Origin of the sequence: Mesorhizobium sp. B2-8-3 (assembly GCF_006440815.1) — a bacterium.
In the GTDB taxonomy this organism is placed as follows: domain Bacteria; phylum Pseudomonadota; class Alphaproteobacteria; order Rhizobiales; family Rhizobiaceae; genus Mesorhizobium.
The window spans coordinates 1-14,213 of the sequence record NZ_VFTW01000033.1; the positions used below are offsets into that span (position 1 = coordinate 1).

General features: G+C 65.4%; 16 protein-coding genes, 1 tRNA gene and 1 pseudogene. 10 read left to right on the forward strand and 8 right to left on the reverse strand.

Annotation, left to right across the window (positions count from 1 at the left end; all coding sequences use genetic code 11):
- Positions 1-164 precede the first annotated feature (164 nt).
- Positions 165-241, reverse strand: a tRNA-Arg gene (locus FJ418_RS28920).
- Positions 242-492: 251 nt separating this feature from the next.
- Positions 493-1,416 carry a DUF1003 domain-containing protein gene (locus tag FJ418_RS28925; RefSeq protein ID WP_140655965.1) on the reverse strand — a complete coding sequence of 308 codons (924 nt, stop codon included), beginning with the start codon at positions 1,414-1,416 and terminating at the stop codon, positions 493-495.
- Between the two features lie 386 nt (positions 1,417-1,802).
- Here FJ418_RS28925 and FJ418_RS28930 point away from each other — a divergent pair, with 386 nt between their 5' ends.
- Entirely contained in the window at positions 1,803-2,252 is a 450-nt protein-coding gene (locus FJ418_RS28930) for a universal stress protein (protein ID WP_140646832.1), read from the forward strand.
- Between the two features lie 483 nt (positions 2,253-2,735).
- Here FJ418_RS28930 and FJ418_RS28935 read toward each other — a convergent pair.
- Positions 2,736-3,476: pseudogene (locus FJ418_RS28935) on the reverse strand (D-alanyl-D-alanine carboxypeptidase family protein); the annotation flags it as partial.
- Positions 3,477-3,832: 356 nt separating this feature from the next.
- Here FJ418_RS28935 and FJ418_RS28940 point away from each other — a divergent pair.
- The 3 genes from FJ418_RS28940 to FJ418_RS28950 all read left to right on the forward strand — a co-directional run bounded on the left by FJ418_RS28940 (position 3,833) and on the right by FJ418_RS28950 (position 6,377).
- Positions 3,833-4,939, forward strand: a complete 1,107-nt coding sequence (locus FJ418_RS28940; protein ID WP_140871576.1) for a hypothetical protein — start codon at positions 3,833-3,835, stop codon at positions 4,937-4,939.
- Between the two features lie 333 nt (positions 4,940-5,272).
- Positions 5,273-5,899, forward strand: coding sequence for a nucleoside triphosphate hydrolase (locus FJ418_RS28945; protein ID WP_140871579.1), 627 nt, complete (start codon positions 5,273-5,275; stop codon positions 5,897-5,899).
- Between the two features lie 151 nt (positions 5,900-6,050).
- A complete protein-coding gene (locus FJ418_RS28950; RefSeq protein WP_140871582.1) occupies positions 6,051-6,377 on the forward strand; it encodes a hypothetical protein in 327 nt (108 codons plus the stop codon).
- A gap of 3 nt (positions 6,378-6,380) precedes the next feature.
- Here the strand turns inward: FJ418_RS28950 and FJ418_RS28955 are convergent, their stop codons facing one another.
- The 3 genes from FJ418_RS28955 to FJ418_RS28965 all read right to left on the reverse strand — a co-directional run bounded on the left by FJ418_RS28955 (position 6,381) and on the right by FJ418_RS28965 (position 8,682).
- Positions 6,381-7,085 (reverse strand): glutathione S-transferase N-terminal domain-containing protein, encoded by a 705-nt coding sequence (locus FJ418_RS28955; RefSeq protein ID WP_140646825.1) that lies wholly within the window; start codon positions 7,083-7,085, stop codon positions 6,381-6,383.
- Positions 7,086-7,214: 129 nt separating this feature from the next.
- Positions 7,215-8,423: a beta-ketoacyl-[acyl-carrier-protein] synthase family protein gene (locus FJ418_RS28960; protein ID WP_140702031.1), complete on the reverse strand. Its 1,209-nt coding sequence runs from the start codon at positions 8,421-8,423 to the stop codon at positions 7,215-7,217.
- A 4-nt stretch (positions 8,424-8,427) separates the two neighbouring features.
- Entirely contained in the window at positions 8,428-8,682 is a 255-nt protein-coding gene (locus tag FJ418_RS28965) for an acyl carrier protein (protein WP_041003067.1), read from the reverse strand.
- Positions 8,683-8,884: 202 nt separating this feature from the next.
- On the opposite strand from FJ418_RS28965, the gene FJ418_RS28970 reads away from it, so the two are divergent.
- The 5 genes from FJ418_RS28970 to FJ418_RS28990 are packed head-to-tail and all read left to right on the forward strand — an operon-like array spanning position 8,885 to position 11,276.
- Complete coding sequence (locus FJ418_RS28970) at positions 8,885-9,760, forward strand: urease accessory protein UreD (RefSeq protein WP_140871585.1); 876 nt, start codon at positions 8,885-8,887, stop codon at positions 9,758-9,760.
- A 21-nt stretch (positions 9,761-9,781) separates the two neighbouring features.
- A complete protein-coding gene (locus FJ418_RS28975; RefSeq protein ID WP_140859579.1) occupies positions 9,782-10,084 on the forward strand; it encodes an urease subunit gamma in 303 nt (100 codons plus the stop codon).
- Positions 10,085-10,089: 5 nt separating this feature from the next.
- On the forward strand, positions 10,090-10,344 hold the full coding sequence (locus FJ418_RS28980; RefSeq protein WP_140859578.1) for a DUF1272 domain-containing protein: 255 nt from the start codon (positions 10,090-10,092) through the stop codon (positions 10,342-10,344).
- 25 nt (positions 10,345-10,369) lie between these two features.
- Positions 10,370-10,963, forward strand: coding sequence for a HupE/UreJ family protein (locus FJ418_RS28985; protein WP_140871588.1), 594 nt, complete (start codon positions 10,370-10,372; stop codon positions 10,961-10,963).
- A 7-nt stretch (positions 10,964-10,970) separates the two neighbouring features.
- The gene (locus FJ418_RS28990) at positions 10,971-11,276 is read left to right on the forward strand and encodes an urease subunit beta (RefSeq protein WP_140655997.1); all 306 of its coding nucleotides are present in this window, start codon (positions 10,971-10,973) and stop codon (positions 11,274-11,276) included.
- A 20-nt stretch (positions 11,277-11,296) separates the two neighbouring features.
- Here the strand turns inward: FJ418_RS28990 and FJ418_RS28995 are convergent, their stop codons facing one another.
- Together FJ418_RS28995 and FJ418_RS29000 are read right to left on the reverse strand one after the other, a co-directional pair.
- Positions 11,297-11,791, reverse strand: coding sequence for a hypothetical protein (locus tag FJ418_RS28995; RefSeq protein WP_140859576.1), 495 nt, complete (start codon positions 11,789-11,791; stop codon positions 11,297-11,299).
- A 117-nt stretch (positions 11,792-11,908) separates the two neighbouring features.
- A complete protein-coding gene (locus tag FJ418_RS29000; RefSeq protein ID WP_140871591.1) occupies positions 11,909-12,295 on the reverse strand; it encodes a hypothetical protein in 387 nt (128 codons plus the stop codon).
- A gap of 179 nt (positions 12,296-12,474) precedes the next feature.
- Between FJ418_RS29000 and ureC the strand changes: the two genes are divergently transcribed.
- Positions 12,475-14,190 carry an urease subunit alpha gene (gene ureC, locus FJ418_RS29005; RefSeq protein WP_181167138.1) on the forward strand — a complete coding sequence of 572 codons (1,716 nt, stop codon included), beginning with the start codon at positions 12,475-12,477 and terminating at the stop codon, positions 14,188-14,190.
- Positions 14,191-14,213: the final 23 nt, after the last annotated feature.

The window sequence follows — 14,213 nt, forward strand, 5'->3', positions numbered from 1 at the left end:
GAGGACCATATCTGGCTGACCAGCTTCATGGACTATGATTTGGGATACTTCGATGATGAGACATGCAGGCTCGAACCACTCCAAAACCCCTTCGGGCCAAAAGTGTTACCCATGTCTCCGGTATAAACCGTAACCCATGTGTCCGGAACGGACCCAAGATAATTTGGCGCACCCGACAGGATTCGAACCTGTGACCTCTGCCTTCGGAGGGCAGCGCTCTATCCAGCTGAGCTACGGGTGCTTCCCGGGGAACCGGAAAACGAACCAGCCGGTAAGCCGGCCAGCCACGGGCTTCTTAGCGGAAGCCGCACCTAGCTTCAACGGCCAATTGGCGATTGTGCGGCGGCCTGTGATGGGTCGATTGTCCGACTGATAAGCCATCGGAGATGGCGCCCCCTCTCCGTCTCGGTTTCGTCGAGCCTCCGTTCCGGGGCGAACCGCGGGCCTCGCCCTTCCCACGGACCACTTTTTGGGGCGAGCAACCCTAGCTCCTCATCCCTCCGCCGGCACCTTCGCCGTCTTCCTCCGCACCGCCCTTGTCGCCCGCTTCTGCTTCTTCGCGCCGGCCAGCTCGTGCATGGCGTCGAGCTGCATCTGCTGCATTTCGGCCAGGCGCTGCCATTGGCGCGAGATCAGGTAGTCGAGCTTTTCGTGCAGGTGCCGCACTTCGAGCTCGGCCTTGAGGTTCACCCGGTAGTCGTTGAAGGAGCGCAGCCGGTCCTTGGCCTCCTGCCGCTTCTGGCTCATCATGATCACCGGCGCCTGGATGGCGGCGATACAGGAGAGCATCAGGTTGAGCAAGATGAACGGGTAGGGGTCGAAGGCGTGGGCCAGGCCGGCGATCAGGTTGATGCCGATCCAGATCAGCAGCACGCCGCCGAACGAGATCAGGAACCACCAGCTGCCGCCGAACTCGGCCATGGTGTCGGAGACGCGGTCGGCGAAGGAGCGGTGCTCCTCGAACTCCTCTTCCGAGTTTTCCGAGATCGTGTCTTGCCTGGCGATCGATTCCACCACTTGGCGGTCGAGCTCGGAGAATTCGCCGTGCTCCTGCTGCAGCAATTCCTCCATGTAGCGCATGCGGTAGCGGCCGAGCTCCTCGCGGCTGATGCGGGCGCCGCGCGGCAGGTCTGGATGGTCGGAGCGGATGCGGTCGGCGAGGCTGGGCCTCAGATCATCGACGCGCACCAGGTCGCGCTTGCGGAACTTTCTGCCGCTGATCGCCGAGGGTTTTTTCTTCGGCTTGATCCGGCCGGGCACATGCGGCTCGGAATCCGGCACCTCCGGCGCTTCGAGGATCTCGTCGGCGGCGGCTTGCGCATCCTCCGGCACGGTCTCCGCCTCGAGATATTCGCCGGCGATGTCGTTCTCGTTGTCGGCCTGGACTTGCGCGGACGCCTTCGGGTCGCCTGCCATGGTCGGTGCTCCTGTTCGCGGGCTTTGCGGCTACGATACGCCAAGCCGGCGCAGCATATCCATTGCCAGTGTGAATCCCGTGTGACCGAACAAGTTCTTGTGATTGGGTGGGAAGGTGAGAGGCGTCGCCAGCCGCCACGCGCAATTGCATAGGTCGGCGCCGCCCCCACTCCGCCTCGGCTCGGCGAAGTCGAGATGAGAGGGAGGGCGCCGTTCGCGATTATCCAATCTCCCCTGGAGCAATCGTCTCCGCCGGCTGGCCATGATCCAGATCAAGCTGGCCCCTGTGGCTGGCCTGATAGGCTGACTATATCCAAATCAGGCCTGATCGTTCAGGCTCCCGCCAATTGGGGCGCGCATCGCCCCGCAAATGAGGGGTAGCCACCATGTACAAGAAAATCCTGATCGCCACCGACGGCTCGGAACTGGCCCAGAAGGGCGTCGCACACGGGCTGGAGCTGGCCAAGGGCCTCGGCGCCACCGTGGCTTTCGTCACCGTCTCCGAGCAGTTCCCCGCGCTGGCCTGGGGCGGCGCCATGGCCGGCTACGTCGCCGCCGACGAACTGGTCAATTACGAGGAAAGCGCGCGCAAATATGCAAGCGAGCTGCTCGACAAATGCAAGGCCGAGGCCGATGCGAAGGGCGTGGCCTCCAAGGGCATCCATATCGAGAACCGCACGCCCGCCGAAGCGATCCTCGAGGTTGCGGCCAGTGAAGGCAGCGACCTCATCGTCATGGCCTCGCACGGCCGCCGCGGCATCGGCCGCCTGGTTCTGGGCAGCCAGACGGCGGAAGTGGTGTCGCTGACGGAGATCCCCGTGCTGGTGGTTCGGTAGGGTCTACGGGCGGCGAGCCACTTTCGGTTCGTCATTCTAGGGCGGAGCGACGCGAAGCGTCGCGCAGACCCTAGAATCCATGCCGTTACGCCTGCCGAGGAATGCAGCGGTGCGGAAAGAGGCTGCCTAGGCTGGCGCTCCGGTGCCATTGTCTGCGCCGCCGTGACGTTCACAGGTCACGGCATGGATTCTAGGGTCTGCGCGCGTCGCTTCGCTCCTTGCTCCGCCCTAGAATGACGAGCCGACAAGTGCCCCGCCCTTCTGTGCCGGCGTCGGCAGCAGCGGCGCACTGGGCGAGGCCAGATCCGCCGACGGCAGATCGGATGCCGGCGAACCCGGCAGCGTCGACGCAGGCGTCGCCGAACCCGGCAGCGGCAGCCCTGGCAAAGCCGAGTCCGGCGGCGGCAATTGGGGAAGTGGCGAAGCCGGCTGCCGCCCGGAATACATCAGCCGGGGCTGGGTTGCATCGGCGGTCGTCGGCCCCAGGCTGCGCTGGATCAGCGCCTCGACATGATCGTTGCGCTGGCGCGCGGTATCGGCACCCATCACCACCACGATCAGATGCCGCCCGTCGGCATTGTAGGAGGTGACGATGTTGTAGCCGGAAGCTCTTATGTAACCGGTCTTGATGCCGTCGACGCCGCGCACCCGTCCCAGCATGTCGTTGTGGCCGCGCACCAGCCGGCCGCGGAACATGAAGTCGCTTTCGGAGAAATAGTGGAAATGCTGCGGGAAGCGGCGCTCCAGCGCCATGCCCAGCACCGCCATGTCGCGCGCCGTGGTCACCTGGCCGTCGTCGGGCAGGCCGCATGCATTGCGGAAACTGGTGCCGGTCATGCCGAGCGAGCGCGCCTTGGTGGTCATCATGGCGGCGAACTGGTCCTCTGAGCCGCCGCCCAGATATTCGCCCACGGCCACCGCCACGTCGTTGGCAGACTTCACCACCATGGCGCGGATGGCGGAATCGACGTCGATCGTTTCGCCGCGCCGGAAACGCAGTTTCGTCGGCGGCTGCGAGGCGGCGTGATCGGAAACCGGGATCCGCGTTTCCTTGGTGACGCGGCCGGACTCCAGCGCCTCGAACAGCATGTAGAGCGTCATCATCTTGGTCAGCGACGCGGGATAGCGCTGCGACCTCGAATTGACCTCGAACAGGGTCTTGCCGGACGAAGCGTCGACCACGATCGCCGCATATTTCTGCGGTTGCGCCGGCACGGCCAGCACGCTTTCCGGCGGCGTGGTGGTGCAGCCGGCAAGCGACGCGAGCAATGCCAATATGGCGATGAGTTTCTGGAGGAAGGGACGGGGCAAGACTTGTTCTAAAGCTGTTGCTGAGACGCGGCGAAGCTAGCGTAACCCATCCGCCGCGTCCAACTGGTTAACGCGCACAGCAAAGCATTTGCCCAGGTTTTGCAGTCTTTCAGACACACCGGCGCGTCCCCGCTTTGCCATCCCCGCCCCCCCTTGCCGCTATGGGATTTCATAGGGCGCAAACGCGCTGATGCAAAATGCTGGTCGCTCCGCTTGCGCGCGCTCCATCGAACAGGCTTTTCTTGCGCAAAGATTCGCGGGAGACATTCATGGACACGCTCACCATCGGCGCAAACGGCATCTCGGTCTCGCTCGATCTCGCGGTCGGCCATATCGCCGCCATGGACATCGAAGCCGACGGCCGCGTTCTGAAACCCCTGCATCGCGCGCCCTGGGTCGGTTCGCCGCGCGAGAGCCTGCCGGAAACCCTGCCGGAAGGCACGGTGCGCCTGTCCGGCGATTTCCTTTGCGCGCCATTCTCGACCAGCGATGTCGAGGCCGCACCCCTGCATGGCTGGCCGGCCAACAGTCAGTGGGACATCGTCGAGAACGGCGCCATTGCCGGCGGCTGGCGCGCCGTGTTCCGGCTGCGCCGCAAGGTGATGGGCGCCACCATCGACAAGGTCTTCACGCTGCGCGACGGTCATCCCTTCCTCTACCAGGAGCACATCTTTTCCGGCGGCTCCGGCGCGATCTCCGTCGCCCACCATCCGATGACGGTGATGAAGGGCGGCGGCCGGTTGGCCTTCTCGCCGAAGCGCATGGCCGTCACGCCCCCGACGCCGCCGGAGCCCGATCCGGCGCGCGGGCGTTTTCGGCTGGCCTATCCGGCCCGCGCCCGCGACCTCACAAAGGTCCCTCTGGCCGCCGGCGGCACAACCGACCTCACCGACTATCGCATGGAAGACAGGCGCGAGGATTTCATAACCCTGGTCGAGGCGGATCACGGCGGCCCGGGCTGGACGGCGATAGCCCGCCACGCCGAGCAGGACCTGGTGCTGGTGCTGAAGAACCCGGCCGAACTGCCGGTGACCATGCTGTGGTTCAGCAATGGCGGCCGCGACTACGCGCCCTGGAGCGGCCGTCACGTCGGCGTGCTCGGCGTCGAGGACGGCCGCACGGCCGTCGGCCACGCCGCCTCGCTCGGCGACAACTGGTTGAAGCATGAAGGCGTGGCAACGGCCTTCGCGCTCGCCGAGGGACGGTCGATCTCCTTCCGCCATGTCATCGGCGCGGTTCCGCTCGCGGGTGCGGAGCCGCCGGGCGGCCTGGAATCGGCGCCTGACCGCTTGCGCGTCGTCACCGCCGGCGGCGCGGCGCGGGAGCTGCCGTTCGACGGCGGGTTCCTGCGCATCGGCCGCTCGGTTCCTGCGTGAGAGGTCCGGGGACAGCGCGTCTAGAAATTCGTCATTCCAGGGCGGAACAAGGAGCGAAGCTCTGTCGCGGAGCCCCTGGAATCCTTGCCGTTACCTCGATAGAAAGGCGTGAGCCGAGCAGAATTCTGCGCCGTTGCAACCCTCAAGGGCACGGAATGGATCCGCAGGTCTGCGCCGCGTCGCAACGCTCCTTGCTCCGCCCGTGGATGACGATGGGATGGACGTCTCGGCTAATCTCGAAGGCGTGCAGGCCGCCGAAACTTCGGAACGAGGTTTGAAATTTCCATCCACACCCGCCAAGATGCCGGCCGAACCGCAGCCGGAAAGCCGCCGATGTCCGAGATCGCCCATATCACAGCCGCCATCTTCAAGCGCGCCGGCAAGGCCAAGCGCTTCGTCGTCGCCATCGCTGGTCCGCCCGGCTCCGGCAAGTCGACATTGTCCGCTTCGCTGCATGAGCTGCTGCCGGAAGGCAGCTCGGAAGTCGTGCCGATGGACGGCTTCCATTATGACGACATCATTCTCGACCGTCGCGGCCTTCGCCCCCGCAAGGGCGCGCCGGAAACCTTCGATTTCGCCGGCTTCGAGACGCTGCTGAAGCGCATCCGCTCCGGCGAACCCGACATCGCCATCCCGGTGTTCGACCGCAGCATCGAACTGTCACGCGCGGCGGCCGAGATCGTCGGCGCCGACACCAAGTTCATCCTGGTAGAGGGCAATTACCTGCTGCTCGACGAGGAGCCGTGGTCGCGGCTCGCGCCTTTGTTCGATTTCACCATCTTCGTCGACGTGCCGCGCAATGAACTCGAGCGCCGCCTGATGGAGCGCTGGCGCGAGCACGGCAAGTCCGACGAGGACGCCCGCGCCTGGATCGCCTCCAACGACATGCCAAACATCGAGCGGGTGCTGGCGCGGCGCCGGCCGGCCGATATGGTCGTTGGTTCCTTGGTTATTGGTTAACCTGCTCAATTTTCAATATTTTCCGGCGGGAACTTTAAGGTTTTCACGCCGTTATGATCCTGTCCCGAATTGTCCGGCGCCGGAACAGTTCCAGGAAGGCGCAGTGCTTTGCCTCCGGAATTGCAAAAAAGAAAATGACAGGAGCCGTCAGATGGCAACCAACAGCAGAAAACCCGCGCCCAAGAAAAGCAGGGCCAACCAGTCCAGGGCGACGCAGGCCAAGGCTGGCGCCGGCCCCACAATCGCTGAGCGGCCGAAAGACGCCAAGCCGGCTTTCGGCAAGGCGGCGCCAAAGAAAGTGACGCCTGGCGCGGCCCACAAGATCGCGGCCAAGAGCGCGAAACATGCCAAGTCGCCGGCTGGCAAATCGGGGCCGATCCGCACCGTGGCCAGCGTCGCGACAGGAGCGGTCGTCGCCACCGCGCGGCTCGCGGCCTCCGTGTTCGGCCGCGGCGGCGCGAAGGCCAAGGCGAAATAGCTCTTAGCCTTTCGCCGGGATGGTAAGGCCCCGCTTCACCGCCGGCCGTGCCAGGCCGCGCTCCAGCCATTCGGCAACGGTCGGGAAATCATCGAAACCGACCAGGTCGCGCGCCTCGTAGAAGCCGATCAGGTTGCGCACCCAGCCCAGCATCGACACGTCCGCAATGGTGTAGTCGTCGTCCATGATCCACTTGCGGCCCTTCAGCCGCGTTTCGAGCACGCCGATCAGCCGCCGCGACTCGTCGCGGTAACGCTCCAGCGGCCGCTTGTCGGCGATCTCGCGTCCGGCGAATTTGTGGAAGAAGCCGACCTGCCCGAAGATCGGGCCGATCGCCGCCATCTGGAAGAACACCCATTGGATCGTCTCGTAGCGCCGCGCCGGATCGGCGGGAATGAGCTTGCCGGTCTTGTCGGCCAGATAGAGCAGGATAGCGCCGGACTCGAACAGCCCGATCGGCTTGCCGCCCGGACCGTCCGGATCGATGATCGCCGGTATCTTGCCGTTCGGATTGAGCGACAGGAATTCCGGCGTCCAGCTCTCGTTCTTGCCGATGTCGACGTAGTGCGGTTCGTAGGGCAGGCCGATCTCCTCCAGCGCGATCGACGCCTTCACGCCATTGGGCGTCGTGGCGGAATAAAGCTGCAAGCGATCGGGGTGCTCGGCCGGCCAGCGCTTGGCGATCGGAAAGGCGGACAGGTCGGTCATCGGAAACTCCGGATGCGGATTGGCGCCGGGGCGGCGCTCATGGCGGGTGAACAAAGAATTAGGACCCTGGCCGGCCGGATCAATACACCGGCAAGCGGCTTGCCGTGCACAGTCAACGGAATCGCTAGATCAGACCGCCTTGAAGGCCAGCACCGCATTGGTCCCGCCGAAGGCGAAACTGTTGCTGAGCGCGGCGCGCACCTTGCGCTCGCGCGCCGTGTTCGGCGTCACGTCGAGGTCGCATTCCGGGTCCGGCTCGCGGTAATTGGCGGTCGGCGGCACGATGCCGTCGCGGATCGCCATCACGCAGGCGATCATCTCCAGCCCGCCGGAAGCGCCGAGGCAATGCGCATGCATCGACTTGGTCGACGATACCGAAAGCGAACGCGCGTGCTCGCCGAAGACGCGCTTGATCGCCGCGGTTTCGATCTGGTCGTTGGCCTTGGTGCCGGTCCCGTGCGCGTTGAGGTAGTCGACATCTTCCGGATTGAGCCCGGCATCCGCCAGGCAGAAACGCATGGCCGCTTCCGGCCCTTCCACGGTCGGCGCGACGATGTCGGAGGCGTCGGCCGAAAGCCCGACGCCGGCGATCTCGGCCAAAATGGTGGCGCCGCGCGCCATCGCGTGATCGTAGCTTTCCAGCACCGCCATGCCGGCGCCTTCGCCGAGCACCAGGCCTGCTCGATCGGCCGAGAACGGCCGGCACGTGTCGGGCGAAAGCACCCTGAGCGCCTCCCAGCCCTTCAGCACGCCCCACACCAGCGGCGCTTCGGTGCCGCCGGCGACCATCACGTCGGCGCGGCCGAGCCTGATCTGGTCGACGGCCGAGGAAATCGCGTGGTTGGCGGACGAGCAGGCCGAAGTGGCGCCGAAGACAGGGCCGCGCAGCCCGAGATTCATGCTGACCTGGCCGGCGGCCGCGCCCGGCATCACTTTCGGCACGGTGAAGATCGCGGCGCGGTTGCGCCCCTCGAGCAGAATGGCGCGGTAATTCTCTTCGATGGTCTCGAAGCCAGCGACGCCGATGCCGACGATTGCCCCCATCCGGTAGGTGTTGTCGGCGTGCGCCGTCAATCCGGACTGCCTCATGGCCTCGCGCGCGGCGATCACCGCCAGCAGGCTGAAGCGGTCCATCGACACGACCTGCTTGCGGTCGATGCCATGGTCCGGCAATTCCTTGATCTCGCAGCCGGTCTTGACCTTGAGATCATGCAGCGACGGGTTGTCGATAGGGCCGATGGCCGAGCGGCCGGCGCGCATGGCCTCCCACATCGCCGGCGCATCGTTGCCAAGCCCGCAAATCCCGCCAATGCCGGTGATGACGACGCGTTTTTGCATGAAGTCAGGCTTTTTTCGCGATCAGTTCGCGAACCGCCTCGACCATGTCGCCGACGTTCTTGAGATTGCTCCAGGCGTCGACCGTATTCATCTCGATCTCGATGCCGTATTTTTCCTCGAGATCGAAGATGATCTCGGTCAGCTCCAGCGAATGGATGCCGAGCGTGCCGAGATCGGTGCTGGCGGTGATTTCCTCGCCGCCGGTATCGGCATGGGCCTTGATCTTTTCGATGATCTCGGTCGTCAGTTGGTCAGCCATTCGGTTCCTTCCCTGTCGTTGCCCGACGCCAACTGATCAGCGCCCCTTTTTGATCCCCGGACCCAACAAACGCCGTCGCCCTTACCTCGCCAGGCACCGCGCGACCGCTCCAAGGTGGCTTCCCTCTATAGAAACCGAAACGATGTCAAGCAACAAGCGATATCGACAAAGCCGGCGGAGTGCTTAACCTGGGATCGTGGACATGATCGACGACACCTTGACATCCCAACCTGCCTCGCCCCTGGCGGCCCCTTCCTTGCCTGCCGCGCAACGTGTTGCCGGCCTAGGCAGGCTTTTCTGCGGCAAAAGCGGCGGCCGGACGCGTCTGCGGCGGCTTTACCAGGACGGATCGGCCAAGATCCGTCTGCCGGCGGTGCAAGGCGATCCGCTCGAGGCGGTGCTGATCAACACCGCCGGCGGCCTGACCGGCGGCGACCGCCTCGGCTGGACGGTCGAGGTCGGCGCCGACGCCTTCGCCGCCATCACCACCCAGGCCTGCGAGAAGGTCTATCGCGCCGCCGCCGACAGGGCCGAGACAAGCGTCCGCCTGCGGGTCGATCCGGGCGGCCGCGTGGCCTGGCTGCCGCAGGAAACCATCGTTTTCGACCGCGCCGCCTTCGCTCGCACGCTGGATGTCGAGCTTGGCGACGATGCCGAGGCATTGGTGCTCGAAGCCACGCTGTTCGGCCGGCTGGCGATGGGCGAGCGCGCAACCAACGGCAGTTTCCATGACCGCTGGCGGGTCCGCCAGGGCGGCGCGCTGATCCATGCGGAGGATTTTCGCGTTGGGCCGGATATCGCGGCAACGTTGCGGCGGCCGGCGGCGGCCGGCGGCGCGCTTGCCGTCGCCACATTGCTGCTCGTTTCGCCGCAGGCCGAAAGCCTGCTGGAACCGGCCCGCGCCATCATCGGCGATTCCCTTATGGGAGGCGGCGCCAGTTTCTGGCGCGTCGGCCGATCTGGCAAGCTTCTTGCGAGGCTTTGTGCCGGCGACGGCTACCAGCTCCGCAAGCGGCTGGTTCCGCTGGTCGAATTGCTCAATGGGCGGGCGGGCCTGCCCAAATTGTGGTCACTCTGATTTCGATTGCCGGGACATTGCATGAACCTGACGCCGCGTGAAAAAGACAAGCTGCTCATCGCCATGGCGGCGATGGTGGCGCGCAAGCGGCTGGAGCGAGGCGTCAAGCTGAACCATCCCGAAGCCATCGCCCTGATCACCGACTTCGTCGTCGAAGGCGCGCGCGACGGCCGCACGGTCGCGGAACTGATGGAGGCGGGCGCCCATGTCGTCACCCGCGCCCAAGTCATGGACGGCATCGCCGAGATGATCCACGACGTCCAGGTCGAGGCGACGTTTCCCGACGGCACCAAGCTGGTGACCGTGCACGAACCCATAAGGTGAGACCGATGCTGGAGCTCAGGCCGAATTGCGAATGCTGCGACAAGGATCTGCCGCCGGACGCGACCGATGCGCTGATCTGCACCTTCGAATGCACCTTCTGCGCCGACTGCGTGGATAATGTGCTGGGTGGCGTCTGCCCCAATTGCGGCGGCAATTTCTCGCCGCGGCCGATCCGGCCGGCGGCCAAGCTGACGAAATATCCGCCATCGACCAAACGCGTGCTCAAGGCCGAAGGCTGCGGTCCGCGCAAGGCCGCTTGACCAGGTCAATTGGAAAGGCAGAAAGATGATCCCCGCTTCGACGAAACGTACCACGCTTGCCGCGATCCTGTTCCTGGCAGCCGCCATGCCGGCCTACGCCCATGTCGGCGTCGGCGCGACCTCGTCCTTTTCCGCCGGCTTCGCGCACCCTCTGTCCGGCCTCGACCATATGACCGTGATGATCGCGGTCGGCCTGTGGGCGGCGCTGAAGGGCGGCAAGGCTATCTGGGCCTGGCCGCTCGCCTTTGTCGGCGTGATGCTGGTCGGCGGCGCGCTCGGCATGCTGTATGTGCCGGTGCCTTTCGTCGAGCCGGGCATCCTCGCTTCCGTCGTGGCGCTCGGTCTGCTGGTGGCGCTGGCGATCGACCTGCCGGTCTCGGCCGGGGTCGCCATCATCGGCCTGTTCGCGCTGTTCCACGGGCACGCGCATGGCACGGAAGTGCCGGAAAACGCCACTGGCCTCGAATATATGGCGGGCTTTGCCGCCGCCACGGCGCTGCTCCACGGCGTCGGCATTGCGGCCGGTCTTGGGCTAGGCTCGCGTTTCCGCCGCCTGGCGCGCGCCGCCGGCGCTGCCTGTGCGGCGGTTGGCGTCGGCCTTGCCTTCGGCGTGCTGTGAGGCCGCAATGATCCCCGGCGAAGTCATCACGGCCAAAGGCGACATCGAGCTGAACAAAGGCCTGCCCATGGTGACGCTCAAGGTCGCCAACAGCGGCGACCGGCCGATCCAGGTCGGCAGCCATTATCATTTCTTCGAGACCAATGAGGGCCTGAAATTCGACCGCGAACGCGCGCGCGGCATGCGGCTCGACATCGCCGCCGGCACCGCCATGCGCTTCGAACCGGGACAGGAGCGCGATGTCACGCTGGTGCCGCTGGGCGGCAAGCGCGAAGTCTATGGCTTCCAGCAGAAGGTGATGGGCAAGTTGTGAGGTCCGCCGCCGCGCTGATATCACTTCGGAGGCTTGGCTGCGGCGTAGATGACAATCCTGCCGGGATTGTCGAACTCCACCGCAAGCACGTCCTCGGCCAGAACGCGGCGCGAATCGATCGCGTTGAAGAGCAGGGCGTTCGCCTCGATCTCCTGGCGAAGTTCGGCGACATCGTCCTTATGCTGCTTCACCTTGTTCTCGATGACGGGCGGCGGCCCGCCTTCGCTGCGCGCCGCGTCGGTCAGGAAGACGATGTCGACCGTGTCGAGCTTGGTGGTCTTGCGCACCGCGCCGATGTTGTCGCGGGTGCGGTCGATGGCCGTGATGACCTTTCCGGCTTCCGTCCTGGAGAGCGCTTCCTCCTGGCGGATGTTGGAATCGACGATTGCCGCGGCAGGCCTGTCGCTGTCCAGCGGCTGCGCCGCGAGTGCAACATGTGGCGCGGCCACGAAAGCGGCCGCCAAAAGCGTGGCAACCACGGAACTCCATTTTGCAAGGTGCGGGGCGTTCGCCATCGCTCGCTCCTGACTGAACTCGTGGCGGGGCGAAAACAGCGAAACGGTCCTGCCTGGCCGCAGGTTCCCTTCAAAAGCTGGCCGGCGGACCGCGAAGCGGCCCGCCTGGTCGTGCAATCAGCTTGCCTTCTTGGTGATCAGCGTCAGCGCGCCATTGGGCTGCAAGCTGGCGGCGATCACTTGCGCCGAACTCACCCCCTTGGCTTCGAGGGCGGATTTCACCTTCGGCGTCGCGTCGATCGATTTGCGCAATGTCTGCAGGCCGGCATCGCCGCGTTGCGCCACGATCTGATTGACCTGCGTCTGCGTGTCCTTGGGCAATTCGGTGATGTCGACCACGTTGACGCTTTGGATCGACGGCGCCGCGGGCTGAGCCTTCGGCGCGGCGGGCGCGGCGGGCGCGGCGGGCGCGGGGCTGGGCTGCGGCGTCGGCTGCTGCTGGGCATTCGCGGCGCCCGCCATCAACGTGGCGGCGGTTGCGGCGAGAACAATCGCTTTGAGCATGGATATTCCTTCCATCGATTTGGCAAACGGCCGTTTTGGGCTGACCGGGCCACCTCAACCGCCAAATGGGAGCGCAAGGTGTCGCCGAGCGGGTCATTGCGTGACCATTGGATGGCGACAATGTGCAGTCCGCGCCCAAACAACCTTACTTTTGGCAACCTGAATTTCGGGAGCAATCGCTGATGGCCAGGATAACCCGCGCCGCCTATGCGCAGATGTATGGGCCGACCATCGGTGACAAGGTGAGGCTCGCCGATACCGAACTGTTCATCGAGGTCGAGAAAGACCTCACCGTTTACGGCGAGGAAGTGAAATTCGGCGGCGGCAAGGTCATCCGCGACGGCATGGGCCAAAGCCAGGTGACGCGGGCCGGCGGCGCGGTCGATACCGTTATCACCAATGCGCTGGTCGTCGACGCGCTCATCGGCATCGTCAAGGCCGATATCGGCCTCAAGGACGGCCGCATCGCCGCGATCGGCAAGGCCGGCAATCCGGACACGCAAGCCGGCGTCACCATCATCATCGGGCCGGGCACGGAAATCATCGCCGGCGAGGGCAGGATCCTGACGGCCGGCGGCTTCGACGCGCATATCCACTTCATCTGCCCGCAGCAGATCGAGGAAGCGCTGATGAGCGGCGTCACCACCATGCTTGGCGGCGGCACCGGCCCGGCGCACGGCACGCTGGCCACCACCTGCACGCCGGGACCGTGGCACATGGCGCGCATGATCCAGTCCTTCGACGCCTTCCCGATGAATATCGGCCTGTCGGGCAAGGGCAATGCCTCAAAGCCGGCGGCGCTCGAGGAAATGGTCTTGGCCGGCGCCTGTTCGCTGAAGCTGCACGAGGACTGGGGCACGACACCCGCCGCCATCGACTGCTGCCTGTCGGTCGCCGACGACTATGACGTGCAGGTGATGATCCATACCGACACGCTGAACGAATCGGGCTTCGTCGAAAACACCGTGGCGGCCATCAAGGGCCGCACCATCCATGCCTTCCACACCGAGGGCGCCGGCGGCGGCCACGCGCCCGACATCATCAAGGTCTGCGGCCTGCCCAACGTCATCCCGTCCTCGACCAATCCGACCAGGCCCTACACGGTCAACACGCTGGCCGAGCATCTCGATATGCTGATGGTCTGCCACCATCTGTCGCCCTCGATCCCCGAGGACATCGCCTTCGCCGAGAGCCGCATCCGCAAGGAGACGATCGCCGCCGAGGACATTCTGCACGACATCGGCGCCTTCTCGATCATCTCCTCCGACAGCCAGGCCATGGGCCGTGTCGGCGAGGTGGCGATCCGCTGCTGGCAGACCGCCGACAAGATGAAGCGCCAGCGCGGCGCGCTGCCGCAGGAAACCGGCGGCAACGACAATTTCCGCGTCCGCCGCTACATCGCCAAATACACCATCAACCCGGCCATCGCGCACGGCCTGTCGAAGGAGATCGGCTCGATCACCGTCGGCAAGCGGGCTGATCTGGTGCTGTGGAATCCGGCCTTCTTCGGCGTCAAGCCGGAGATGGTGCTGGTCGGCGGCTCGATCGCGGCCGCTCCGATGGGCGACCCGAACGCCTCGATCCCGACGCCGCAGCCGATGCATTACCGGCCGATGTTCGGCGCCTATGGCAAGGCGCTGACCAACTCCTCGGTGACTTTCGTTTCGAAGGCGGCGCTCGACGCCGGCCTGCAGGGCAGGCTGGGCGTCGACAAGGCGATGATCGCGGTCGAGAACACGCGCGGCGGCATCGGCAAGCATTCGATGGTGCTCAACGACGCCACGCCGCATGTCGAGGTCGATCCGGAAACCTACGAAGTGCGGGCCGACGGCGAGCTGTTGACTTGCGAGCCCGCGACCGTGCTGCCGATGGCTCAGAGATATTTCCTGTTTTGAGACCGATTGCGTCTGCCGCAGTT